Annotated in this window: 18 protein-coding genes and 2 tRNA genes; 4 read left to right on the top strand and 16 right to left on the bottom strand. The window is 71.1% G+C overall.

Features of this window, described 5'->3' with window-relative positions; translation table 11 throughout:
* Positions 1 to 2: 2 nt before the first annotated feature.
* The 5 genes from ADK57_RS19640 to leuS form a co-directional block, all read right to left on the bottom strand.
* Positions 3 to 2774 carry a ComEC/Rec2 family competence protein gene (locus ADK57_RS19640; RefSeq protein WP_234390307.1) on the bottom strand — a complete coding sequence of 924 codons (2772 nt, stop codon included), beginning with the start codon at positions 2772 to 2774 and terminating at the stop codon, positions 3 to 5.
* Positions 2771 to 3889, bottom strand: a complete 1119-nt coding sequence (locus ADK57_RS19635) for a helix-hairpin-helix domain-containing protein (RefSeq protein WP_420711871.1) — start codon at positions 3887 to 3889, stop codon at positions 2771 to 2773. The genes ADK57_RS19640 and ADK57_RS19635 overlap by 4 nt, the downstream gene beginning before the upstream one ends.
* Before the next feature lie 571 nt (positions 3890 to 4460).
* Positions 4461 to 5306: a DegV family protein gene (locus ADK57_RS19630; protein ID WP_053750775.1), complete on the bottom strand. Its 846-nt coding sequence runs from the start codon at positions 5304 to 5306 to the stop codon at positions 4461 to 4463.
* A 71-nt stretch (positions 5307 to 5377) separates the two neighbouring features.
* Positions 5378 to 6121, bottom strand: coding sequence for a hypothetical protein (locus ADK57_RS19625; protein ID WP_053750774.1), 744 nt, complete (start codon positions 6119 to 6121; stop codon positions 5378 to 5380).
* A 186-nt stretch (positions 6122 to 6307) separates the two neighbouring features.
* Complete coding sequence (gene leuS / locus ADK57_RS19620; protein ID WP_053750773.1) at positions 6308 to 9205, bottom strand: leucine--tRNA ligase; 2898 nt, start codon at positions 9203 to 9205, stop codon at positions 6308 to 6310.
* A gap of 463 nt (positions 9206 to 9668) precedes the next feature.
* Between leuS and ADK57_RS19615 the strand changes: the two genes are divergently transcribed.
* Entirely contained in the window at positions 9669 to 10985 is a 1317-nt protein-coding gene (locus ADK57_RS19615) for a cytochrome b/b6 domain-containing protein (RefSeq protein ID WP_234390305.1), read from the top strand.
* The gene (locus tag ADK57_RS19610) at positions 10982 to 12595 is read left to right on the top strand and encodes an NADH-quinone oxidoreductase subunit NuoF family protein (RefSeq protein ID WP_053750771.1); all 1614 of its coding nucleotides are present in this window, start codon (positions 10982 to 10984) and stop codon (positions 12593 to 12595) included. Before ADK57_RS19615 ends, ADK57_RS19610 begins: the two co-directional genes overlap by 4 nt.
* A gap of 90 nt (positions 12596 to 12685) precedes the next feature.
* Here the strand turns inward: ADK57_RS19610 and ADK57_RS19605 are convergent.
* The 3 genes from ADK57_RS19605 to ADK57_RS19595 form a co-directional block, all read right to left on the bottom strand.
* Positions 12686 to 12758, bottom strand: a tRNA-Ala gene (locus ADK57_RS19605).
* 163 nt (positions 12759 to 12921) lie between these two features.
* Complete coding sequence (locus ADK57_RS19600) at positions 12922 to 13155, bottom strand: hypothetical protein (RefSeq protein WP_053750770.1); 234 nt, start codon at positions 13153 to 13155, stop codon at positions 12922 to 12924.
* Between the two features lie 246 nt (positions 13156 to 13401).
* The gene (locus ADK57_RS19595; RefSeq protein WP_199830629.1) at positions 13402 to 14874 is read right to left on the bottom strand and encodes an MFS transporter; all 1473 of its coding nucleotides are present in this window, start codon (positions 14872 to 14874) and stop codon (positions 13402 to 13404) included.
* A gap of 93 nt (positions 14875 to 14967) precedes the next feature.
* On the opposite strand from ADK57_RS19595, the gene ADK57_RS19590 reads away from it, so the two are divergent.
* Entirely contained in the window at positions 14968 to 15813 is an 846-nt protein-coding gene (locus tag ADK57_RS19590; protein WP_053750769.1) for a helix-turn-helix transcriptional regulator, read from the top strand.
* A 98-nt stretch (positions 15814 to 15911) separates the two neighbouring features.
* On the opposite strand, the gene ADK57_RS19585 is transcribed toward ADK57_RS19590, so the two are convergent.
* From ADK57_RS19585 to ADK57_RS49105, 7 genes are all read right to left on the bottom strand, one after another.
* Positions 15912 to 15984 (bottom strand) — tRNA-Ala (locus ADK57_RS19585).
* 94 nt (positions 15985 to 16078) lie between these two features.
* Positions 16079 to 16747, bottom strand: coding sequence for a histidine phosphatase family protein (locus ADK57_RS19580; protein WP_053750768.1), 669 nt, complete (start codon positions 16745 to 16747; stop codon positions 16079 to 16081).
* Positions 16744 to 17187: a ribosome silencing factor gene (gene rsfS / locus ADK57_RS19575; RefSeq protein WP_053750767.1), complete on the bottom strand. Its 444-nt coding sequence runs from the start codon at positions 17185 to 17187 to the stop codon at positions 16744 to 16746. Before rsfS ends, ADK57_RS19580 begins: the two co-directional genes overlap by 4 nt.
* Positions 17188 to 17292: 105 nt before the next feature.
* Positions 17293 to 19038 carry a LytR C-terminal domain-containing protein gene (locus ADK57_RS19570; RefSeq protein ID WP_053750766.1) on the bottom strand — a complete coding sequence of 582 codons (1746 nt, stop codon included), beginning with the start codon at positions 19036 to 19038 and terminating at the stop codon, positions 17293 to 17295.
* Positions 19039 to 19054: 16 nt separating this feature from the next.
* Entirely contained in the window at positions 19055 to 19693 is a 639-nt protein-coding gene (gene nadD / locus ADK57_RS19565; RefSeq protein ID WP_053750765.1) for a nicotinate-nucleotide adenylyltransferase, read from the bottom strand.
* Between the two features lie 79 nt (positions 19694 to 19772).
* Complete coding sequence (locus ADK57_RS50505; protein WP_199830628.1) at positions 19773 to 19937, bottom strand: hypothetical protein; 165 nt, start codon at positions 19935 to 19937, stop codon at positions 19773 to 19775.
* Between the two features lie 109 nt (positions 19938 to 20046).
* Entirely contained in the window at positions 20047 to 20208 is a 162-nt protein-coding gene (locus ADK57_RS49105) for a hypothetical protein (protein ID WP_107091591.1), read from the bottom strand.
* A gap of 130 nt (positions 20209 to 20338) precedes the next feature.
* Here ADK57_RS49105 and ADK57_RS19560 point away from each other — a divergent pair, with 130 nt between their 5' ends.
* Entirely contained in the window at positions 20339 to 21487 is a 1149-nt protein-coding gene (locus ADK57_RS19560) for a M48 family metallopeptidase (RefSeq protein WP_420711870.1), read from the top strand.
* A gap of 118 nt (positions 21488 to 21605) precedes the next feature.
* On the opposite strand, the gene ADK57_RS19555 is transcribed toward ADK57_RS19560, so the two are convergent.
* The gene (locus ADK57_RS19555) at positions 21606 to 22676 is read right to left on the bottom strand and encodes a hypothetical protein (protein WP_053750763.1); all 1071 of its coding nucleotides are present in this window, start codon (positions 22674 to 22676) and stop codon (positions 21606 to 21608) included.
* Positions 22677 to 22705 lie beyond the last annotated feature (29 nt).

Below are 22705 nucleotides of genomic sequence, written 5' to 3'. Positions count from 1 at the left end.
CCTCAGTCTCGCCCCACTCGAAGCTCACCGCCGCCCGTACCCGCGACCGCGAGCGCCCCGTCCTGGTCGGTCCGCAGCACCATCGCGCCCCTGGCGCGAAGCGCCGCGACCGTACTCGCAGCCGGGTGCCCGTACGGGTTGTCGGCACCGCAGGAAATGAGCGCCAGCCGCGGGGCCGCCCGGCGTATCAGCTCCGGGTCCTGGTAGGCCGAGCCGTGGTGGGCGACCTTCAGCACATCCACCCCGCCCAGCCGTGCACCGGACGGTGACCGCAACAGCGCCTGCTGCGCCGCAGGTTCGAGATCGCCGAGGAGCAGGAACCGCAGCCCGGCCGTCCTGACGAGCAACGCGACACTCGCGTCGTTCGGTCCCTCCGGTTCCGGTGCCGGGCTCGGCGGCGGCCACAGCACCTCCCAGGCCAGCGCCCCGGTGCGGCGCTGCTCTCCGGCCACGCCACGGGTCACGGGAATGCGTCGCGCCGCCGCCTCCCGCCGTACGAACTCGGCCTGGTCCACGGGCTCCTCGTAGCCCGTCGTCTCGATCGCCCCGACCGATCGTCCGCGCAGCACTCCGGGCAGCCCCGCCACATGGTCGGCGTGGAAGTGGGTCAGTACGACCAGCGGGATCCTGGTGATGCCGAGTGTGCGCAGGCAGTGGTCGACGAGCGTCGGGTCGGGTCCGGCGTCCACGACCACACCCGTGCCGTCGCCCGCCGCGAGTACCGTCGCGTCGCCCTGTCCCACGTCGCACATCGCCAGCCGCCAACCCGGCGGCGGCCAGCCCGTGATCACCCTGGTCAGCGGCGGCGGCTGCACGACCGCCAGCAGAGCCAGCAGCCCGCAGGCCGCACACAACCAGGGATGCGCCAACAGCCGACGGCCCACCAGCAGAACGACCACGGTGACGAGGAGCAGCAGCACCGCCCCGGCCCAGCTGTCCGGCCAGTCCACTCCCCCGCCGGGCAGTGAGGCCCCGGTCCGGGCGATCTCCGCGATCCACTCCGCAGGCCAACTCGCGCACCAGGCCAGCCCCTTGGCCGCCGGCATCACCACGGGCGCCGTCGCCAACGCCGCGAAACCCAGCACCGTGGCCGGCGCGACGGCGAACTCCACCAGCAGGTTGCACGGCACCGCCACCAGACTCACCCGCGCCGACAGCACGGCGACGACCGGCGCGCACAGGGCCTGCGCGGCAGCCGCGGCCGCCAGCGCCTCGGCGAGTCTCGGCGGAACCCGGCGTCGTCGCAGGGCGAGGCTCCAGCGGGGCGCCAGCGTGAGCAGGGCGCCGGTGGCCAGGACGGAGAGCAGGAAGCCGTAACTCCTGGCCAGCCAAGGGTCGTACAGCACCAGCAGCAGGACGGCCGTGGCCAGCGCCGGGATCAACGACCTCCGGCGTCCGGTCGCGAGCGCGAGCAGCGCCACGGCTCCGCAGGCCGCGGCCCGCAGCACACTCGGGTCCGGCCGGCACACGACGACGAACCCGAGGGTGAGCACCCCGCCGAGCAGCGCGGTCGTCCGCAGCGAGATGCCCAGGCGCGGCGCCAGTCCGCGGCGCTCGGCGAGCTGGGCCAGACCGGGCGGGCCGACGAGCAGGGCGAGGATGATCGTGAGGTTGCTCCCTGAGACGGCCAGGGTGTGCGCGAGGTCGGTCTCCCTGAAGGCCTCGTCCAGTTCCGGGGTGATCCGTGCGGTGTCCCCGACGACCAGCCCCGGCAGCAGCGCCCGTGCGTCCGCCGACAGCCCGTCCGTGGCCTCCCGCAGCCCCGCGCGCAGTCGGCCCGCGAATCGTTGCGCCGCCGACGGCTCCCCCACCACCTCCGGCGCCGCCCGATCCCGCACCCGCAGCACGGCAGCGACCCGGTCGCCGCCCACCGCGGCGGGCGCCAGTCGCGCGGTCACACGCAGCCGTGTGGACGGCAACAGCCCGAGCCAGGGCGACCGGCCCGGCCCGTCCGGAGAAGCCTGCGCCTCCCGGCCGTCGGGCCGCGATCCGGCCGGCGTGCCTTCGGCCGGCGGCCCGGCGGCCCGCGTTCCCGACGCCCCGACCACAGGTCGGCCGGCCCCCGACCCCGCATCGACGATCATCAGCACCGGCGTACGCGTCGCCACCGCCGCCCTGCGCACCGCCTCCACACGCCGTACCTCGGCGTTGATCAGCACGGAGACCGGCGCCGCGTGGTTCCCCCTGATCCGGGGCCGGGTGAGCCGGGGATCGGAGGTCACCTCGACCTCGGCTGTCACGGTCGCGTACTCCCGTGCCAACTCGGGCACCGGCCCCCGCCGCAGATCGGCCCCGTGAAGCCCGGCTGACACGGCGGCCGCCCCGACACACAGCAGCACGGCGGCGGCGGAGGCCCGCGGCCAGGTGACGCGCGCGGGCCGGACGTGCGCCCGCAAGGTCATGAGGAGTACACCTGCCACGGCCAGACACCCGGCCGCCAGGCCGGTGACCCACTGCGGTGGGGCGTCCAGCGTCAGCGCGGCCGTCGCCCAGGCCGCGAGCGCGGGTGGTACGAGACGTAGATCCGCCGGCCCTTCCTGGCGGGGGTGTGCGTCTCCCAGCCGTTTCCCGGAGGCCGCGTGAACGGTGGGGCCGGGGCCGGGGCCGCCGGTTGGGCCGGGGCCGATGCCAACGCCAGGGCCGAGGCGGATGCCGGAGGCGGGTTCGGAGCAGGGTCCGGAGCCGGGTTCGGAGCCGGAACCGGAACCGGAGCCGGAGCCGGGTCCGGATCCGGGGAGGTCGTGCTCCGTCGGCCCGCCGGGGGTGTGCCTCATGGCCGTACGAGATTCCGCAGGTCGGCGAAGCGGCGGTCGCCGATGCCATTGACCTCACGCAGCTCGTCCACCGAGCGGAAGCCGCCGTGTTGGGTGCGGTAGTCGACGATGTGCTGCGCCAGCACCGGGCCGACGCCCGGCAGCGTGTCGAGCTGGTCCACGGTGGCCGTGTTGAGGGAGACAGGGGCAGCCGGTGCCGCTCCGGCCACCGAGCCGGCCGGGCCGCCCACGCCCGCACCGCCCGCACCGCCCGCACCGCCCGCACCAGGCATCGGGGCGGCAACAGGACCGCCGACGATCACCTGCTCTCCGTCCACGAGGAACCGGGCCCGATTGAGACCGTCGAGGTCAGTACCTGGACGCGCCCCACCGGCCGCCCGCAACGCGTCGGCGACCCGCGAACCGGCCGGAAGGCGATGGATACCCGGCTCACGAACCTTGCCGCCGACGTCCACGACGATCTCGACCCCGGCCGTCCCCACGGCGTTCGGCGCACCGGCCGAGGCAGTCGACGGCTCCGTCTGCTCGCCGCTCTGCCGCCCCTCCTCGTACGGAGTGGCCGCGCGCACCACCTCGGGCGCTCGGACGGCCTCGGTCCGGCCCGCCCAGAAGTGCTGCGCGGCGAAAACGGCGGCCACCACGAGCAACACGGAGAGCGCGAGGACGCTTCGCCGTTCCAGACCACACCTCGTCTGCACCCACACCGGCATCCGCTCCCGCAGAGCAAGCCCGGCCCACACCCGCCCCCGACCCACTGAGCCGGGACCGCCTTCAAGGCCGGTCTCGCCGACGCCAAGAGCCGCCTCACCGCCTCGGAAGCCAGGCTCGCCGATCCCGTCTGCCCCAAGAGACTCGACCAGCCCATGGGATGCAGCCGACCCGACCGACCCGACCGACCCAACCTTCCCCCCGGATGCAGCCGACCCGACCGACCTCCCTCGCCCGGCCGACCCGACCGACCCACCTCGTCGAGCCGACCCAGTCGACCCATCCGACCCACCGGATGCAGCCGACCCGACCGACTCGACCGGCCCCCCTCGCCCAGCCGACCCGACCGACCCACCTCGCCCAACCGACCCGACCGACCCATCCGACCCAGCCCACCCAACGGTCAAGCCGCCACCCGCGTCCTCCGCCTCCGGGGCCGCTTCCGAGGTCACGTGATCAGGCGCATCCTCGACTCCCACGGTCATGTCGGCGTGCAAAGCCTCACGACGCTCATGCCCCGCCCGGCCCGCAGGCACGGCCACGTCGACGCCCAGTGTGTCGGGCCCCGCACCCGCGCTCCCGTCGCCGCTCTCCGCGACCTGCCCTCCCCCGCCCGGTGGCCCCTTCCCCGACTCCCGCCACTCCCCTGCGCGTTCGGCGAACAACGCCTCCGCCCGTCGCCGGAGTTCGTCCGCTGAGGCATGCCGGGCACGACCGCGGGTGGGTCGCCGACGATGACGGGTGCGTCCGTCGGAAGCGGGGCCGCGTCCCGGGCCACTGGTTGCGTTCGCTGTGCGTGAGCGTGATCGAAGTGCCATGCGCCGAGGATCGGTCAGATCGGCACTTCCGCGATGATCTTGGTCAATTCCCGGGGATTACCGCCTGGTTGTGGATAACTCCGTCACCCGCACGAGCGATCACGCCCCAGGCATCCCCGAGCGGCCGTCCACACTCCGCCCACAGCTCACTCCGCCGACCTCAACGCGGGGAGACCACAACCCCCAACAACCCAGGCCCCGTATGCGCCCCGATCACCGCCCCGACCTCGCTCACATGCAGATCGGCCAGTCCCGGCACCCGCACCCGCAGGCGGTCCGCCAGGGCCGACGCCCGCTCGGGGGCGGCGAGATGGTGCACGGCGATGTCGACCTGCGCGCTGCCGGCCCGGTCCACCGCGATCTCCTCGAGGCGGGCGATGGCCCTGGACGCCGTCCGCACCTTCTCCAAGGGCTCGATCCGCCCGCCCTGCAGCTGAAGCAACGGCTTCACCGCGAGCGCGGAACCGAAGAGGGCCTGCGCCGCGCCGATCCGGCCGCCGCGGCGGAGATAGTCGAGGGTGTCGACGTAGAAGTAGGCGGACGTGCCCGCGGCCCGCTTCTCCGCGGCCGTGACGGCCTCGTCCACGGTGCCGCCCGTCTCCGCGGCCTCGGCCGCTGCCAGCGCGCAGAACCCGAGGGCCATGGCGACCATGCCGGTGTCCACCACCCGCACCGGAACCGGCGCCTCACGCGCCGCCACGACCGCCGCGTCGTGCGTGCCGGAGAGTTCGGCGGACAGGTGCAGGGAGACGATGCCGGTGGCGCCGGCCTCGGCGACCTTGCGGTAGGTCTCCGCGAACACCTGAGGACTGGGGCGCGAGGTGGTGACGGAGCGCCGCTTCTGCAGCGCCTGGGCCAGGGAGCGGGTCGAGATCTCGGTGCCCTCTTCGAGCGCCCGGTCGCCGAGAACCACGGTCAGCGGCACCGCGGTGATGCCGTGACGCTCCATCGTCCGCGGCGGCAGGTAGGCCGTTGAATCGGTGACGATCGCGACATGGCGGGACATGAGCTGGAGGTTACCTGGCGTAGCGCCCCGGCGGCAGCCCGGCCCCTCTCACCTGGGCGCACGTGTCCGGATCAAGTCGTGCTCTCCGGGCGGGTCTTCTTCTGCCAGGGGTACGTGGGGCGCGGGCCCGGCGGGGTGATGGCGGGCCGCGTGGGCTCCTCGGCGGTGCGGGCCCCAGGTGTCTCCGGCCAGGTTTGCTGAGCGGTGCCGGCCTCGGCGGCGGCCGGGGCCTCCGGCCACGGGGGCGGCGGTGTGGCGGAGGCGGGTTCCGCTGTCGTCCAGTGCCGCAGGGCGCCGGCCTCGACGTCGATCTGCGTACTGAGCGAGTCCAGGTCGTCGTCGGCGAAGCGGCGGGCCCGGTCGCGGGCCGCCCAGCGCAGTGCGTCCGCCGACTGAGTGATCCGCTCGGTGCGCTCGCGCAGAGCGGGCATCCGCTCGCCGAGCGTGGACTTGTCGGGCTCGGACTCCAGGCGTCGGAGCTCGGCGTCCAGTTCGTGCCCGTGCGCGCTGAGCCGCTCGAAGAGGCCGAGGGACTCCTTGAGGGACTCGTCCTCGGCCACGCCCGCGTGCAGCGCCTCCTGGGTGGCGCGCATCGACGTGCGCAGCTTGAGCCGCAGCTGGGCGATCTCGCCCCCCGGGCCGAGCTGGGCGAAGGACTTGGCGCGCAGGGTGTGGTCCTCGACCGTACGGCGGGCCTGCGTGATGGTGCGGTCCACTCCGCGCTTGGCGGCGCCGACCACCTTCACGGTGGCGTAGGCGCCGAGCGCGACGAAGAGCACGAAGAGCAGGGCGATTACTGCGATCACTGCTTCCACGACGCTCCTTCTCGGCCGGCGCGGCACGCACCGCGCCGCTCTTCAACGGTAAACGCAACGAGCAGGCCCGGAGTTCCGGAAGAACCCCGAACCTGCCCGTAGGGGACCACCCCGAGGCGCTCACGCTTCGGGACGCACGCACCGGCGGGACCGCCAGGCGCTCACGTCGGCCCCGTAGGCGTACGCCTACGCCGGAACGATGTTCACCAGCTTCGGAGCCCGCACGATCACCTTGCGGATGCCCGCGCCGTCCAGTGCGGCCACGACCTTCTCGTCGGACAGCGCGACCTTTTCCAGCTCGTCGTCGGAGATGGACGGGGAGACCTCCAGGCGGGCCTTGACCTTGCCCTTGATCTGCACGACGCAGGTCACGCTCTCGTCCACGACGTAGGCCGGGTCGGCGACCGGGAAGTCCTGGTGGACGACCGAGTCGGTGTGGCCCAGCCTGCGCCACAGCTCCTCGGCGATGTGCGGGGCCAGCGGCGCGACCAGCAGCACCAGCGGCTCGGCGACCGAGCGGGGCACCGCTCCGCCCGCCTTGGTCAGGTGGTTGTTCAGCTCGGTGACCTTGGCGATGGCGGTGTTGAACCGCATGCCCTCCAGGTCCTGGCGCACCCCGTCGATCGCCTTGTGCAGAGCACGCAGCGTGTCCGCGTCGATGTCGGCGTCCTCGATGTCGACCACCGCCAGGGCGCCGGTCGTCTCGTCCACGACGTTGCGCCACAGCCGCTGCAGCAGCCGGAACTGGCCCACCACCGCGCGCGTGTCCCACGGCCGGGACACGTCCAGCGGACCCATCGCCATCTCGTACAGGCGCAGGGTGTCGGCGCCGTACTCGGCGGCGATCTCGTCCGGAGTGACCGCGTTCTTCAGGGACTTGCCCATCTTGCCCAGCAGTCGGGAGACCTTCTCGCCCTGGTAGTAGTACGCGCCGTCGCGCTCCTCCACCTCGGCGGCCGGCACCGCGATGCCGCGGCTGTCACGGTAGACGTAGGCCTGGATCATGCCCTGGTTGAACAGTTTGTGGAACGGCTCGACCGAGGAGACATGACCCAGGTCGTGCAGGACCTTGGACCAGAAGCGCGCGTACAGCAGGTGCAGTACGGCGTGCTCGGCGCCGCCGACGTACAGGTCGACGCCGCCGTGCGGCTGGCCCTCGCGCGGGCCCATCCAGTACTGCTCGATCTCCGGGTCGACCAGCTTCCGGTCGTTGTGCGGGTCCAGGTAGCGCAGCTCGTACCAGCAGGAACCGGCCCAGTTGGGCATGGTGTTGGTCTCGCGGCGGTACGGGCGGGGGCCGCGTCCGTCGCCCAGGTCCAGGGTGACGTTGACCCAGTCCTCGTTGCGCGACAGCGGGGTCTCGGGCTGGGTGTCGGCGTCGTCCGGGTCGAAGGTGCGCGGCGAGTAGTCCTCGACCTCCGGCAGCTCCAGCGGCAGCATCGACTCGGGCAGGGCGTGGGCGATGCCGTCCTCGTCGTAGACGATCGGGAAGGGCTCGCCCCAGTAGCGCTGGCGGCTGAACAGCCAGTCACGCAGGCGGAAGTTGACGGTGCCCTCACCGACACCGGACCGCTCCAGCCACTCGGTGATACGTGCCTTGGCCTCGGCGACACCCAGGCCGTCCAGGGAGATCCCGTCATTGGACGAGTTGATGATCTTCGCGTCGTACGACGCGAAGGCGTCCTCCCACGTCGAGGTGTCCGTACCCCGGCCGTCGGTCGGTTCGACGATGCAGTGGATCGGCAGCTCGAAGGCGCGCGCGAACTCGAAGTCACGCTGGTCGCCCGCAGGGACGGCCATGATCGCGCCGGTGCCGTAGCCCATCAGCACGTAGTCGGCGATGAAGACCGGGACCTGGTCGCCGTTGACGGGGTTGGTCGCGTACGCGCCGATGAAGACGCCGGTCTTGTCCTTGGCCTCGGCCTGCCGCTCGACGTCGGACTTGGAGGCGGCCTGCGCGCGGTACGAGGCGACGGCCTCGCCGGGGGTGGCGTGACCGCCGGTCCACACCTCGTGGGTGCCCTCGGGCCAGGCTGCCGGGGTGAACTTCTCGACCAGGGGGTGCTCGGGCGCCAGCACCATGTAGGTCGCACCGAACAGGGTGTCCGGGCGCGTGGTGAAGACCGTGATGTTCTCGCCGTCGATCGGGAAGTCGACGCGGGCGCCCTCGGAGCGGCCGATCCAGTTGCGCTGCTGCAGCTTGATGGCCTCGGGCCAGTCCAGCTCGTCCAGGTCGTCCAGCAGCCGGTCGGCGTAGGCGGTGATGCGCATGTTCCACTGGCGCAGCTTGGCCTTGAAGACGGGGAAGTTGCCGCGCTCGGAGCGGCCGTCGGCGGTGACCTCCTCGTTGGCCAGCACGGTGCCCAGGCCCGGGCACCAGTTGACCGGCGCGTCGGAGGCGTACGCCAGGCGGAACTCGCCCAGGACGTCGGCCCGCTCGGTGTCGCTCAGCTCGTGCCACGCGCGCGTGTGCCCCGGTACGGGGCGCTCACCGCTCTCGAACCGGGCGATCAGTTCGGAGATGGGACGGGCCTTGTCGGCCTCGTCGTCGTACCAGGAGTTGAAGATCTGCAGGAAGATCCACTGGGTCCACTTGTAGTAGTCCGGGTCGATCGTGGCGAACGACCGGCGCTTGTCGTGGCCCAGGCCCAGCCGGCGCAGCTGGACCTTCATGTTCGCGATGTTGGCCTCGGTGGACACCCGCGGGTGCGTGCCGGTCTGCACGGCGTACTGCTCGGCGGGCAGGCCGAAGGCGTCGAAGCCCAGGGTGTGCAGGACGTTGTGGCCGGTCATGCGCTGGAACCGGGCGAACACGTCGGTGGCGATGTAGCCCAGGGGGTGGCCGACATGCAGGCCCGCGCCGGAGGGGTACGGGAACATGTCCATGATGAACTTCTTGGGCTTGGCGACCAGCTCCGCGTCACCGGACAGGTCGCCACTGGGGTTCGGAGCCGCATACGTGCCGTCGGCGTCCCAGAAGTCCTGCCAGCGTGCTTCGATGTCGGCCGCCATGGCGGCCGTGTAGCGGTGCGGCGCTGCCTCCGCCGGCACGGCAGCGGCGGCAGCGGGGTTCGTCTCGCTCATGATCCTCAAAGCTCCATCGATCGTCTCTGCCAGCGGCTGTGACATCCAAGAAACGAAAAATCCCCTCGCACAGGAGGGGACGCCGCGCCGATTCCGACCATCCGATTCGCCCGGTGGTCGGGACTGATCAGCGCGGCTCGCTAAGCAGAAGGCGTACGGCACGCATGGCGTTAGGGTACCGCAGCCGTTGAGCACGATGCGACGCGCTTACGTATGCCTTCTTGGCACCGGGTGCCGCCGTCACAGACCCCGTTCAGCAGACCCGTCCAGCACACTGATGACACCCGACAACAACTGAACCAACGTCAAAGGTTACTTCGCGTAACAGCCACTAAGGGACATCACAACGACCTCGCTGTCGTTTGATAACAACGCAATAACTCAAACCTCGTACCCATCGGTATGGAGCCACTTAGAGTGCGGCAGCGGGACCGCTTTCCCGAAACTGCTCGGAGTTGCCCCCATGAACCCTCGTCGTAGTAACAGCTCGCTCCCCAAGCCGGGCCGGTCGGCCTATGGGATGGCGTCGGCTGCCTTCCTGCTCCTCATACCCGTATTCGTGCTGGTCGGAGGTGACACAGTCCTGGACTTCCTGAATTTCGGCGCGGGCGTCCTGTCTCTCGTCTCGCTCAGCTGCTCGGTGATCTGGGGCCTGGTCGCCCAGGACCGGATCTTCCTGAACACACGCCAACGGATCATCGGACAGGCAGTGCACCGGACGACCGCGGTCGCCTCGATCGCGTTCCTGCTGTTGCACATCACCACCAAAATCGCGCTCGATCACACGAGTCTGATCTCGGCGCTGATCCCCTTCTCACTCGGCGTGACCGGAAGCGCCGGGCTGATCGGCCTCGGCTCCCTGGCCGGCCTGCTCATGATCTTCGTGGGCATCACCGGCGCCATGCGCAGCGCCTTCGCCTCCCCCGCCCCGATCGCGGCCCGCTGGCGCGCCATGCACATGCTGGCCTACCCGGCCTGGTGCGCGGCGCTCATCCACGGCCTGTACGCGGGCCGCCCGGCCAAGCCGATCTTCGTGATCCTCTACGGCCTGTCCCTGCTCGGCGTCACCGCGGCCCTCGCCCTGCGCGCGGCCCCGCGCCCGGTCAAGCGCAGGGTCGCCGACAAGATCGCCTCGGTCCTGGGGACCGGCGAGGAACGGCCGGGCCGCGAGGAGCTCGACGCGAGCCGGGCCAGGATGGCCGAGGGCGCCGCACCCCGGGCCAGGGCGGCCGAGAGCGCCGCACTGCCGGGCTACGAGAACCAGCGGGGGACGCGCTCCCAGCCCGGTATGACGCCCCCGTACGACTCACCCCTGGGCGCCCCCGCGGCCCCGGAGCCCGCGAACGGCTTCGCGGCCGCCTACCGGGCCGTGTCGACGCCACGCCAACGGCAGCCCTATGCGGCCGACCAGACCGCACGCATGGACCTGCCGATGGACATGCAGCCCACGGAGGCGATCCCGCGCGCCGACAACGGCAGCACGTCGGGCAGCTGGCCGATCCCGTCACCGCCGCCGGTCGGCGAAGCGCCCCCGTCCTCCTACGACCCGCTCCAGGACACCGGATACAACATCCCTGCCTACGGCAATCCCGGCGCGGCCGGATACGGCACGAGTGACATGTACGACACCGGTGAGTCGAACACCATGTACGGCACGTACAACCCGAACGACACGTACAACAGCGGTCCCGCCACTGAAACACTGCCCGGTGCTTCGTACGACTTCGACGCACCGGGTTCGGGCGAACCTTGGAACACGCCTTCCGGAGGCTTTAAGTGAACGAGGCCCTGCCCGACGTCCCAGAAGTCCGCGTGGTCGGCCTTCCCCAGCTCACGTCGGGCTTCGACCTTGTCGAAAGGCTCGATCTGCCCATGCACCTCAAGGTGCACGGGCCGCTCGAACCCATGGGTGGAGAGCAGCTCGCGAAGCTCTCGGAGAACATCAACCTGAAGGGCCGCGGCGGCGCGGGCTTCCCCTTTCACAAGAAGCTGCGCTCCGTCGCCGAGTCGGCGATCAAGCGCGGCGTACGGCCGGTCGTCGTCGTCAACGGCAGCGAGGACGAACCGGCCTGCCGCAAGGACACGGTGCTCATCAACCGTGCCCCGCACCTCATCCTGGACGGCGCACTGCTGGTCGCGGAGGCGCTGGGTGCCCGCACGCTCGTGGTGGGGGTCACCCGTGAGTCGACGCAACGCTCCATGGAGGCCGCGCTTGCCGAACGCGGCCTCAGCAACGGCCGCCGATCGGCTCTCCGCGCGCGCGTGCAGCGCAATCCCATCCGCATGGTCACCGGAGCGGCGGCGTCGCTGATCCGCTCCATCGACGGCGGCCCCGCGATCCCGCCGGGCCGCAAGGTCAGCGCCTCGCAGACCGGCGTGGGCGGCGCCCCCACCCTGCTGTCGAACGCCGAGACCTTCGCCCAGCTGGCGATCGCCGCCCGCATCGGCCCGGAGCGCTACGGCAACACCGGCCTCTACGACGAGCCCGGCACCGTCATGCTCACGGTCTCCGGCGCGGTCGCGCGCCCCATGGTCATCGAGGTCCCCACGGGCGTGCCGCTGCGCTACGTCCTCCAGCTCGCCGGCGCCCCGCCGGTCCCGCAGGGCGTGCTGACCGGCGGCTACCACGGCAAGTGGATCGACGCGGCGACGGTCAACGAGGCGATCGTCTCCCGCAACTCCCTGGACGCGGTGGGCGGTGCGCTCGGCGCCGGCGCGATCCTGCCGATCAGCCAGGAGACCTGTCCGCTGGGTGAGTCCCTGCGCGTGGCGCAGTGGCTGGCCGAGGAGAGCGCGGGACAGTGCGGTCCCTGCTATCTCGGCCTGCCGGCCGCCGCGCGCGGCATGGAGGACATCATCAACGGCGGCGGCCCGGCCGCCCTGGAGGCCCTCAAGCAGGTCGCCAAGAACGTGAAGCGGCGCGGTGCGTGCTCGCATCCCGACGGGTCGGCGATGTTCCTGGAGTCGACGATCAAGGCGTTCACGGACGACCTGGCCGCGCACGTCCTCGGGAACGGCTGCGGAAGGCCCGTGGAAGGCGTTCTGCCGCTCTTCGAGGGCGGGAAGATGCCCACGGGCATCCCGGGCGGCGGCGAGTCCGAGGAGAACGGCCCCAGCCGCCAGAAGATCTACGTCGACTGGACGCTGTGCCGGGGCCACGGCCTGTGCGCCGACATCCTCCCGGAGGTCTTCGAACTGGGCGCCGACGGCTTCCCCACCGTCGCGCAGGCCCAGGTACCGCGCTACGCGGAGGCGAAGGCCCTGCGCGCGGTGAGACGCTGCCCGGCGCTCGCCCTGCGCATCGAGGAGGACACCCGCTCGCAGGGTGCGACCCGCAACAACCTCCCGGTCCTCTCCCAGGGCCGCGGCCGCCGCGCCCTGGGCCGCTGAACACACGCCGTCGGGCCCGCCCCTGAGGGGCGGGCCCGCACACACGCCGAAGGCGGGTCATCCTCTTGGATGACCCGCCTTCAACTTATGTGGAGCTAAGGAGAATTGAACTCCTGACCTCCTGCATGCCATGCAGGCGCTCTACCAACTGAGCTATAGCCCCTGGTGGCCACGCGGCGGAGCCGCATATTGACCGCGTCGCCCGGTTCCCCCGGCGACGACGCCAACATTACCGGCCGATCCGGGGGAGCACCAAATCGTTTCCGTTCTGTCCGGTTACGAGAGCTGATGCCGGATCACGCGGGCACGACTCACGCCGTGAAGACTCACGCCGTGACGAACGAATAGAACCGTTTGAGCGTGCAGTGCTCTTCGAGGAGCCGGCCGTAGATCGGCTCGCCCTCCAGTTCCCGGTACGTCTCGATCGGGTCGCCTTTTATGATCAGCGCCCGCGCGCACTCCTCGCACCAGTACTGGTACTCGGGGTTGACCGGCTCCATGTCACGGACGATCGGCGTGCCGCTGCCGCACCAGTCGCACTTTCGCCTGTGTGCACCCATCGATCAGCTCCAGCTGTGGCCGCAGGCCGTGCACACGTAGGAAACCCCGCCGTTGTCACCGAGCACTTGGGCCACATGGACGGAACCGCAGGAAGGGCAGCAGAGACGGACGACTGTATCCCGTGTCGATGCTGCTTCGCGAAGGTGGCCGACCTCCGCGAGGATGCTCGCAGGCATCACTACTCCCTCCCGTCGGGCCGCGCCCCCTTCCGGCCGTTTGATTCTGCCACGGCCGGACCAATACGGTCAGCGACGCCTCAGTACCAGTCCGGACACGGCACCCACCGCGGCCGTCCCGGCCAGCGCGAACATGCACGCCAAAAGCGCCTCCGCAGAGGTATACGCCTCCGAGGCCCCAAGTGACTCAAGCCGGTTCAAGAACAGTGTGCCGAACACCGCGACCCCGGTGAGCTGGCCGAGCTGGGTGACCGTGGCCAGCAGACCGCTGGCGTCCGCCGCGTTCTCGGGCGGCACCGTGGCCAGCGCCCGGGTGAGCGTCGGGCTGAAGGCGAGCGCGAGCCCCGCGCCCACGCCGGCGTACGCGACGTACAACAGCGCGCCGCCCTCGTCGCCGCCCTTCAGGACCAGGCCCACTCCCGCGACCGCCAGCGCGGTGATCACGAACCCGGCCGGGGCCAGGGCGCGCTGCCAGGATGCCGGCCAGTTGCGCCAGGTCAGGCCGACCAGGCCGAAGACGACAGCGGTCGGCGCGAAGGTGAGGCCGGCCCGCAGCGCGCTGTGGCCGAGACCGCCCTGAACCTGCAGGGTGAGCGCGAACAGGAAGCCGCCGTTGACGGCCATCACCGCAAGGATCCGGAAGACGGCGAGGCCCATCCCGGGATGGCGCAGAACGCGGGGCGCGATGAGCGGGGCACCGCCGCGCCGGGCAAGCCGGGACTCGTACCAGCAGAACAGGCCGAACACGACCGCCGCCGCGGCCAGCGACAGCCAGGACCACAGCGGCCAGTCCTCCTCCTGCCCGAGCACCAGCGGCACCGTGAACAGCGACACGGCCGCCCCGAGCAGCACCAGACCCGGCAGATCGAGGCCGCGTGCCGGCCGCGGTGCCGCGGCTCCGTCGCCGGGCGGCAGTACGCGACTGCCGAGGGCCAGCAGTACGACGCCCACCGGCACGTTGACCAGGAACACCGGCCGCCAGCCGGTGCCGAACAGGTCGGCGTCGACCAGGACGCCACCGAGGACCTGCCCGGCGGCGGCGCCGACGGCGAGGACCGCCGAGTAGGCGCCGAACGCCTTCACCCTGGCCTCGCCGGTGAAGTTGCGCTGGATCAGGCTGAGCACCTGCGGGATCATCACCGCCGACCCTGCGCCCTGGACCAGCCGGAACACGATCAGTTCGGTGGCGCCCTGCGCCAGACCGCAGGCGAGCGAGGCCGCCGTGAACAGAGCGAGTCCGGCGAGGTGGACCCGGCCGTGACCGAATCGCTCGCCGAGGCGTGCGCCGGTGATCAGCAGCACGGAGTAGCTGATGGCGTATCCGGCGATCACCAACTGCAAGTCCGCGCCGGACGCGTGGAGTTCGGTGGCGATGGTGGGGGCCGCGACATTCACGATGAACACGTCGAGCAGCGCCATGAACTGGGCGGCGAGGACGAGCGCGAGCAGCGGGCGGGGCGGATTGTCAGTGGCGGGCGCTTTACTGATCGCAGGACTTGGAACGGGTGCAGGACCCGGCTCCGTCCGGGGAGTTGTCGTCATGCGCCGAGCCTGGCGGCCCTCCGGTACGGGTGCCGAGTGCCCGTTGATGCTGGTACTGACAGCACCTGGCAGAAGACCGGTCCGGCGTCGACGATGGGGGACGTGACGATGGGGACGACACAGCGCCGCCGGCCCGAGCTGGCCGCTTTTCTGCGCACGCGGCGGGCCCGGGTGACACCGGCGGACGTGGGCATGCCGCCGGGCCTCCGACGCCGCACACCGGGGCTGCGCCGCGAGGAGGTCGCCCAGCTCTCGGGCGTCGGTGTGACCTGGTACACGTGGCTGGAGCAGGGCCGGCCCATCAACGCCTCCGCACAGGTCCTGGATGCCGTGGCACGCACGCTGCGGCTCGACCCGCCGGAGCGGGAGCACCTGTACCACCTCGCCGAAGTGCCGTACGCGCACGCCCCGGAGGCCCTCGCACAGACCGTGGGACCGGAGGTCCTGGGCATCATCCACGCCCTCGAACCACGCCCCGCGGTGGTCTACAACTCGCGGTACGACATCCTGGCCGCCAACTCCGTCTACCGCGATCTGTTCCTCTCCGAGCCGATGCCGGCCAAGCACCCGCCCAACGCCTTGTGGGGACTGTTCACGGTGCCGGAGGAGGACTGCCCGCTGGTGTTCCGGGAGTCGGAGCTGCCGGTGATGGTGGCGACCCTGCGCGCCGCGTACGGCCTGCATGCCGGGGAGCCCTCCTGGGAGGGCTTCATACGCAGGCTGTCTGCGGCGAGCCCGCTGTTCGCGCGGCTGTGGGAGATCGGCGACGTGGCGGAGCCCGGGCGGCGGGTGAAGACGTTCCGGCACGCGGAGGTGGGTGAGCTGCGGATGACGTCGGTGTCGCTGTCGATCAACGGGATGCCGGAGTGCCGGATCGTGGTCTACACGCCGGACGACGAGGAGACGGCCCGGCGCACGGCCCTTCTGAGGCGGGCATAAAAGAAATCCCGCCCCAATGGGACGGGATCTTCATCAAGCGATCTTCGACAACTCGCGATCCTTGACAACTCAAGAGTGCGATCAAGACTGTCGATCTGTGGAGCTAAGGAGAATTGAACTCCTGACCTCCTGCATGCCATGCAGGCGCTCTACCAACTGAGCTATAGCCCCTTGCGTTCTTCCCGCTCGGCGGGGCGAACAAGAAGAACTTTAGCCTGCGACCTGCCGGAAAGTGAAATCCGGGTCGCGGGCCCTGGTGCGACGCTCAGTCGTCGTCGCCGAGCACCGGCTCCGGGAGGGTGCCGGCGTTGTGCTCGAGGAGGCGCCAGCCGCGGGCCCCCTCGCCGAGGACGGACCAGCAGCAGTTGGAGAGTCCGCCGAGGCTCTCCCAGTGGTGGGCCTCCAGGCCGAGGAGGCGCCCGATGGTCGTCCGGATCGTGCCGCCGTGGCTGACGACGACGAGCGTGCCGTCGTCGGGGAGCTTCTCGGCGTGCCGCAACACCACGGGGGCGGCACGGTCGGCGACCTCGGTCTCCAGTTCGCCGCCGCCGCGGCGCACCGGCTCGCCGCGCTTCCACGCCGCGTACTCCTCGCCGTGCCGGGCGATGATCTCCTCGTGCGTCAGCCCCTGCCAGACGCCCGCGTAGGTCTCGCGCAGCCCCTCGTCGTGAGCCACCTCCAGGCCGGTGAGCGCGGCGAGCTCGCCGGCCGTGTCGGCGGCCCGCTGAAGATCGGAGGCGACGATCGCGTCGGGCTCCAGGGAGGCCAGCAGCCGGGCGGCGCGCTGGGCCTGGAGAACGCCGGTCTCGGTGAGGGAGACGTCCGTCGTGCCCTGGAAGCGACGCTCCACGTTCCACGAGGTCTGGCCGTGCCGCCAGAGGATGACACGGCGGCCACGGCCCGGCTTCCGGCCGGCTCCCGCGGGGGCGCTCACCGCGGGTCCCCGAACTCGGCGGCGTCCTCCTCGGCGCGCAGCTTGGCGTGCTCCTCGCCCTTGCCGCGGGTCGCCTTGGCGTCGGCGGGCAGCTCGAGCTCGGGGCAGTCCTTCCACAGCCGTTCCAGGGCGTAGAAGACCCGCTCCTCGCTGTGCTGGACGTGGACGACGATGTCCACGTAGTCGAGCAGGACCCAGCGGGCCTCGCGGTCGCCCTCGCGGCGGACCGGCTTGGCGCCGAGCTCCTTCGAGAGCCGCTCCTCGATCTCGTCGACGATCGACTTGACCTGGCGGTCGTTGGGCGCGGAAGCCAACAGGAAGGCGTCGGTGATCGACAGGACGTCGCTGACGTCGTAGGCGATGACGTCGTGCGCCAGCTTGTCGGCGGCCGCCTGAGCGGCGGTGGTGATGAGCTCGAGAGAGCGGTCAGTCGCGGTCACTACAAGGCTTTCGGTCGGCGGACACTTGACACCAAGGGTCTCACGGACCGCCGAGGCCACCCCACGCGATTATGGATCACGTGGGGCCGCCCCGGGCCGGCTCGGTCAGGAGGAGGCCGGCTTGTAGTCCTGGCCGAGGACGACGGCGACGTTCGCGCTTCCCGAGACCTTGCCCTTGGTGACGGAGCTGGTTGCCAGGCCCAGGGTCTTGGCCACCTCGGTGGCGTTCGCCTTGTCGGCGGCGTCGGCGTAGACGACCTTGGACGTGGCCCGGGCCGCGGAGGCCGTGCCGCCTTCCAGGAACGTGAAGCCGCCGTTGAGGAGGACGACGCGGGCCTTCTCGGTGTTGTCCTTGACACCGGTGGCGTTCTGGACGGAGACGCTGACCGCGGCGTCCTTGTCGGGGCTCTTCGCGGTCCCGCCGAGGACGTCCTTGACGACGCTGTCGCTCGCCTTGGCGCTCAGGGTGCCGTCGGTCTGCACGGGCAGCAGCGCGGTCTTGAAGTCGCCGCCCTTGGCGCGGTCGGCGAGCTTGGCGAGGAAGGTGCCGAGGTCCTTGTCGGTGAGCGACGGGTCGAGGATCTGCGCCAGCGTCTGCACGGTGGTCGTCGCCGCCGTGGGGTCGGAAGACAGCTTGCGCAGCACGCCCTGCATGACCTGGCCGAACCGCTCCAGCTGGGCGTTCTGGGCCTCGCCGGAGGCGCGGTAGGTGGCGTACGCGACGGCCATCTTGCCGCTGAGGGTCTGGCCCTCGCCCTTCTTCACCAGGGGCGCCTCGCCCTTCTTGGCGTCCGGGTCGGGCACGTCGGTGTTGGTGTCGACCTCGATGTTGCCCACGAGGTCGACCAGGTTCTGCAGGTAGGGCGTGTCGAGGCGCCAGGTGCCCTCGATGTCGGTACCGAGGACGCCGTCGAGGGAGTCGCGGGTACCGGAGGAGCCGTCGTCCTCGACCGACTTGGCGAGGGTGGTCGTGGTGCCGTCGTCGTCCGTCAGGGCGAGCGAGTTGGGCAGCAGGACGGTGGTGCCCTGCTTGGTGGTGGTGTTGTCGACGAGCAGCGCCGTGGAGGTGCCGCCCTGAGCGGTGTTGTGCAGGTGCACGACGATCACGTCACGGTTCTGGGCACCGACGGCGGTGGCGGTTCCGGTCTTCGAATCCGAGGACGAGGACAGCCCCGGCAACTTCCCGGCGTACCAGAGGTAGCCGACGCCGCCGACCGCGACCAGCGCCAGGACCACCACGAGGGCGACGAGACGGCTGCGGGCGCGGCGCTTGGCCTCCTCGCGGCGCTCGGTGCGGTTCTCGGTGAAGTTCAGCCAGTCGATGACGTCCTCGGAGTCGCCGTCCGGCTCCTCGACGAACGCGAACTGCTCGGTGTGGTAGTCCCGTTCGCCTTCGACCCGGTGGCGCTCGTCGGCGCCGGAGCGGTGGTCCCGCCCCGCGGCGTCCGCCTCGGCCGGGCCGGCCTGCTGCGGAATGTAGGCGGTCTGCTCGGCGACGCGGGGCTGCTGCCCGCCGGCCGCCCTCTGGCCGTAGGGGTCGTACGACGGCGCCGCCCCGCCGGTCTGCTGGGCACCGGTGCCGTAGGGGTCGTAGGGCGGCGGCACGGGTGCCTGCCGGCCGGTGTCGTACGGGTCGTACGAAGGGGCCGGCTGCTGCCCGCCCGTGGCGTACGGGTCGTATCCGTAGCCCTGCTGCTGCGCGTACGGGTCGTACGGCTGCTGGGGGGCCTGCTGCGGCTGTTGCCGCGGCGCGGCCGGCCGGTACACCGGCCGGCCGTACTCGTCGTAGCCGACGAGCTCGTACTGGTCGTCGTGATTGTCGCCGTATCCCGCGTCGTATCGGTCGTTCACCGGTGCCCCTCTCGGCTCACTCGCCGCGGTACAGCTCGCGCTTGTCGATGTAGCGCACGACTCCGTCCGGCACCAGATACCAGACGGGGTCGCCCTTGGCGACTCTCGCACGGCAGTCGGTGGAGGAGATGGCGAGGGCGGGGACCTCGACGAGCGAGACACCGCCCTCCGGGAGGCCGGGGTCGGACAGGACGTGGCCCGGCCGGGTGACCCCGATGAAGTGCGCGAGGGAGAACAGCTCTTCCGCGTCCCGCCAGGTCAGGATCTGACCGAGGGCGTCGGCGCCGGTGATGAAGAAGAGGTCGGTGTCGGGGTTGAGCGCGCGCAGGTCGCGCAGGGTGTCCGCGGTGTAGGTGGCGCCGCCGCGGTCGATGTCGATGCGGCTGACCGAGAACTGGGGGTTCTCGGCGGTCGCGATGACCGTCATCAGGTAGCGGTCCTCGGCCGGGGAGACCTTGCGGTGACTCTTCTGCCACGGCTGACCGGTCGGGACGAACACCACCTCGTCCAGGTGGAACTGCGCGGCGACCTCACTGGCCGCCACGAGGTGCCCGTGGTGGATCGGGTCGAACGTCCCGCCCATGACGCCGAGACGACGCTTGCCGGGGGTCGACGGGCCGTTGCCCGGGCCGGTAGGCATGTCCTGCTCTCCCATGCGTGCAGACCCTACCGGCCCGGCCTGAGGGCGCCGGTCGGCGGATGCCCGGAGTGCCCGGCTATGGGCACCGGGTGCCTCAGCGGTCGCGGTTGAATCGGGTGGTGATCCACAGCAGAAGCAGCAGGACGATGAAGGCGCCGCCGCCGGTCACCAGCGGGTCGAGGCTCTCGTGGTTGCCACCGTGCTCCTCGCCCTCGGCGGCGAGCGTGACCAACTGGGCAGCGGTGCTGTGGAAGCTCATCTTCAGCAGGACCTATCCGGTGTGGGCGGGATAAAGACGTCGGCCCATCGTAAGCGGGCGGTCCGACGCCGATCACGCCGACTCCGCCATTGGGAACCTTCGCCTCGTCTCAGTCGTCTTTCCGCTTGTATCCCCGTAGCAGGAACCACGCGGTCAGCACACAGCCCAGCACCATCACGATCAGTACGACCCGGAGCAGATTCCCGGCCCCCTGCTGCTCGGCGGCGCGCGCGGCCTCGGCGAGCCAGGCGGCCCGGGGGTTGTGCTCCATGGCGCGGAACTCCTTCGCTGTAGTGCCCGTCCACCGTAACTCCGCCTAGGCTGGGCTCTGCTTCGGGGGCGCAAAGGACCGCACAAGGGTCCGCAAAGGCCACACACACGCACCGGCCACACACACGCACATGGGGGAAGACATGTCCGACGGCCACCAGCAGAACGGGCACGAGAACGTGCCGAGCAGGCAGCGCAGGCGCTTCCCGGGGATCTCCTCGCGTGCGTACGAGCACCCGGCCGACCGCTCCGCCCTGGTGGCGCTGCGCAAGCTGAGCGGCTTCGACACGGTCTTCAAGGCGCTGAGCGGTCTGCTGCCCGAGCGCAGCCTGAGGCTGCTGTTCCTGTCCGACTCGGTGCGCGTCTCCGACCAGCAGTTCGCGCACCTCAACGACATGCTGCGGGACGCCTGTTACATCCTGGACCTGGAGAAGGTCCCGCCGATGTACGTCAACCAGGACCCGCAGCCCAACGCGATGTGCATCGGCCTGGACGAACCGATCATCGTCGTCACCACGGGCCTCGTCGAACTGCTCGACGAGGAGGAGATGCGGGCGGTGGTCGGGCACGAGGTGGGTCACGCCCTGTCCGGCCACTCGGTCTACCGCACCATCCTGCTGTTCCTGACCAGCCTCGCCCTCAAGGTGGCCTGGATCCCGCTCGGCAATCTCGCGATCATGACGATCGTGACCGCGCTGCGTGAGTGGTTCCGCAAGTCGGAGCTGTCCGCGGACCGCGCGGGCCTGCTGGTCGGCCAGGACCTCACGGCCTCGATGCGCGGCCTGATGAAGCTCGCCGGCGGCAACCACCTGCACGAGATGAACGTGGACTCGTTCCTGAAGCAGGCCGAGGAGTACGAGGCCGGCGGCGACCTGCGCGACTCCGTGCTGAAGATCCTCAACGTGCTGCCGCGCTCCCACCCCTTCACCACCGTCCGTGCCGCCGAGCTGAAGAAGTGGTCCGAGTCCCGGGACTACCAGCGGATCATGGACGGCCACTACCCGCGGCGCAGCGAGGACAAGGACACCTCGGTCTCGGACTCGTTCCGGGAGTCGGCGTCGCACTACGCCACGCACGTCAAGACCTCCAAGGACCCGCTGATGAAGCTGGTCAGCGACATCGCCGGCGGGGCCGGGGACCTGGGTGGCCGGGTGCGGCGCGGCTTCGGCGGGTTCGCGAGCTCGGCACCGCAGGACCAGCCGCCGACGGACACGACGGACCCGACCGACACGCCGGGCCCGGCGAACGGGACGGACACACCCCCGCGGGACGGCGACTGACCGAGAGGTCACCGCAGCCGACGGGACCGGAAAGCCCCGCCGGCTGCTCACACCCCGGTGCTTCGCTCACTCACGCCGTCGACCACTCACGCCTTCACTCGCTCACACTTTCGATCGCTCACACCTTCGGCTGCGCGCTCGTCGCCAGCGACCCGCACAGCGCCGTAGCGCCGCCCGTCGCGTACGGGTCCGTACCGGCCGGGCCGCCGGTCTTGGCGGTCTGGCCGGCGAGCAGCGGGTGCAGGTGGTTGGTGGAGTCCTCGGCGCAGGACAGCGGGCCTGCCTGCACGTAGGAGACGACGAGCTGGGCGGTGTGCACACGCAGGTCGTCGCGGTCGAAGCGGAAATGCAGCTCGCGGCGGACGGTGAACAAGGACGCCTCGGCCTTGTCACCGGCACCGGTGGGCCGTAGCGCGTACACGAAGGTGTGGTCCGCGGTGACCTCGAGGGTGGACGAGTCGGTCTCGGCGGCCTGGAGCGTGCCCTGGACCCGGATCCTGCTGTCGGCCAGTTCGGCGCCGGACGGGTCGAAGCGAACCAGCCATCCGGTGGGAGCATGCCGTCCGTCGGCAGCCGGACGGTCGAAACCCTCGTCGAACTGGTCGAGTTGGTCCGCGTCGAGGAGGACGCGCACCGGACGGACCTGCTCGCCGGTGAGGACCTCCGGGTAGAGCGAGGACCGGACGATGTAGTCCTTGGCGGTGGTGAGGGCGGCGACGACCTGGCTGTCCGAGAAGTGCGCGGTGCGCCGGGAGGCGGGCAGCGGGATGCCCTCGGCGCCGATGCGGTACTGCGCGGCGGGGCTGTGCGCGTACAGGTACTCGGGGTCGGTGTGCCCGGGCACCTTGCCCTGCGGGGCGAGCGGGATGACGGTCATCCGCAGGGGCTCGACGGGCTGCTGTGCGGCGGGGGTCTGGTAGGGGTGCCGTACGCCCATGTAGATGGCGGTGCCGAAGGCGACGGCGATCAGCAGGACCAGGATCAGCGCCTGCCGGGACAGGCCGCGGCGCAGCGGGGGGCGACGGCGTACGGCGGGTGCGTGGTCGGCGATGCGCTCCTGCGCGGAGAACTCCTGGAGGCGGGCAGCGCGGACGAACGACTCGTCGAAGACGACGGATCGGTATTCGTCCTCTCCACCTCCGGGGCCGCCCTCGGGTGTCCCCTCGGGTGGATTTCCAGGCCCTCCCATATCTTCAGAGTAGGTCGCGGGGGGCTCAG

It is taken from the genome of Streptomyces sp. MMG1533, assembly GCF_001279775.1.
Classification (GTDB): domain Bacteria; phylum Actinomycetota; class Actinomycetes; order Streptomycetales; family Streptomycetaceae; genus Streptomyces.
This window is presented reverse-complemented; position numbering and strand designations above follow the sequence as displayed.

Bases quoted from the DNA above. Each gene is read 5' to 3' on its own strand.
- ADK57_RS19640 (WP_234390307.1), bottom strand. From the start codon at position 2,774: ATGAGGCACACCCCCGGCGGGCCGACGGAGCACGACCTCCCCGGATCC.
- ADK57_RS19630 (WP_053750775.1), bottom strand. From the start codon at position 5,306: ATGTCCCGCCATGTCGCGATCGTCACCGATTCAACGGCCTACCTGCCG.
- leuS (WP_053750773.1), bottom strand. From the start codon at position 9,205: ATGAGCGAGACGAACCCCGCTGCCGCCGCTGCCGTGCCGGCGGAGGCA.
- ADK57_RS19615 (WP_234390305.1), top strand. From the start codon at position 9,669: ATGAACCCTCGTCGTAGTAACAGCTCGCTCCCCAAGCCGGGCCGGTCG.
- ADK57_RS19600 (WP_053750770.1), bottom strand. From the start codon at position 13,155: ATGGGTGCACACAGGCGAAAGTGCGACTGGTGCGGCAGCGGCACGCCG.
- ADK57_RS19595 (WP_199830629.1), bottom strand. From the start codon at position 14,874: ATGACGACAACTCCCCGGACGGAGCCGGGTCCTGCACCCGTTCCAAGT.
- ADK57_RS19590 (WP_053750769.1), top strand. From the start codon at position 14,968: ATGGGGGACGTGACGATGGGGACGACACAGCGCCGCCGGCCCGAGCTG.
- nadD (WP_053750765.1), bottom strand. From the start codon at position 19,693: ATGGGAGAGCAGGACATGCCTACCGGCCCGGGCAACGGCCCGTCGACC.
- ADK57_RS50505 (WP_199830628.1), bottom strand. From the start codon at position 19,937: ATGAGCTTCCACAGCACCGCTGCCCAGTTGGTCACGCTCGCCGCCGAG.
- ADK57_RS49105 (WP_107091591.1), bottom strand. From the start codon at position 20,208: ATGGAGCACAACCCCCGGGCCGCCTGGCTCGCCGAGGCCGCGCGCGCC.
- ADK57_RS19560 (WP_420711870.1), top strand. From the start codon at position 20,339: ATGGGGGAAGACATGTCCGACGGCCACCAGCAGAACGGGCACGAGAAC.
- ADK57_RS19555 (WP_053750763.1), bottom strand. From the start codon at position 22,676: ATGGGAGGGCCTGGAAATCCACCCGAGGGGACACCCGAGGGCGGCCCC.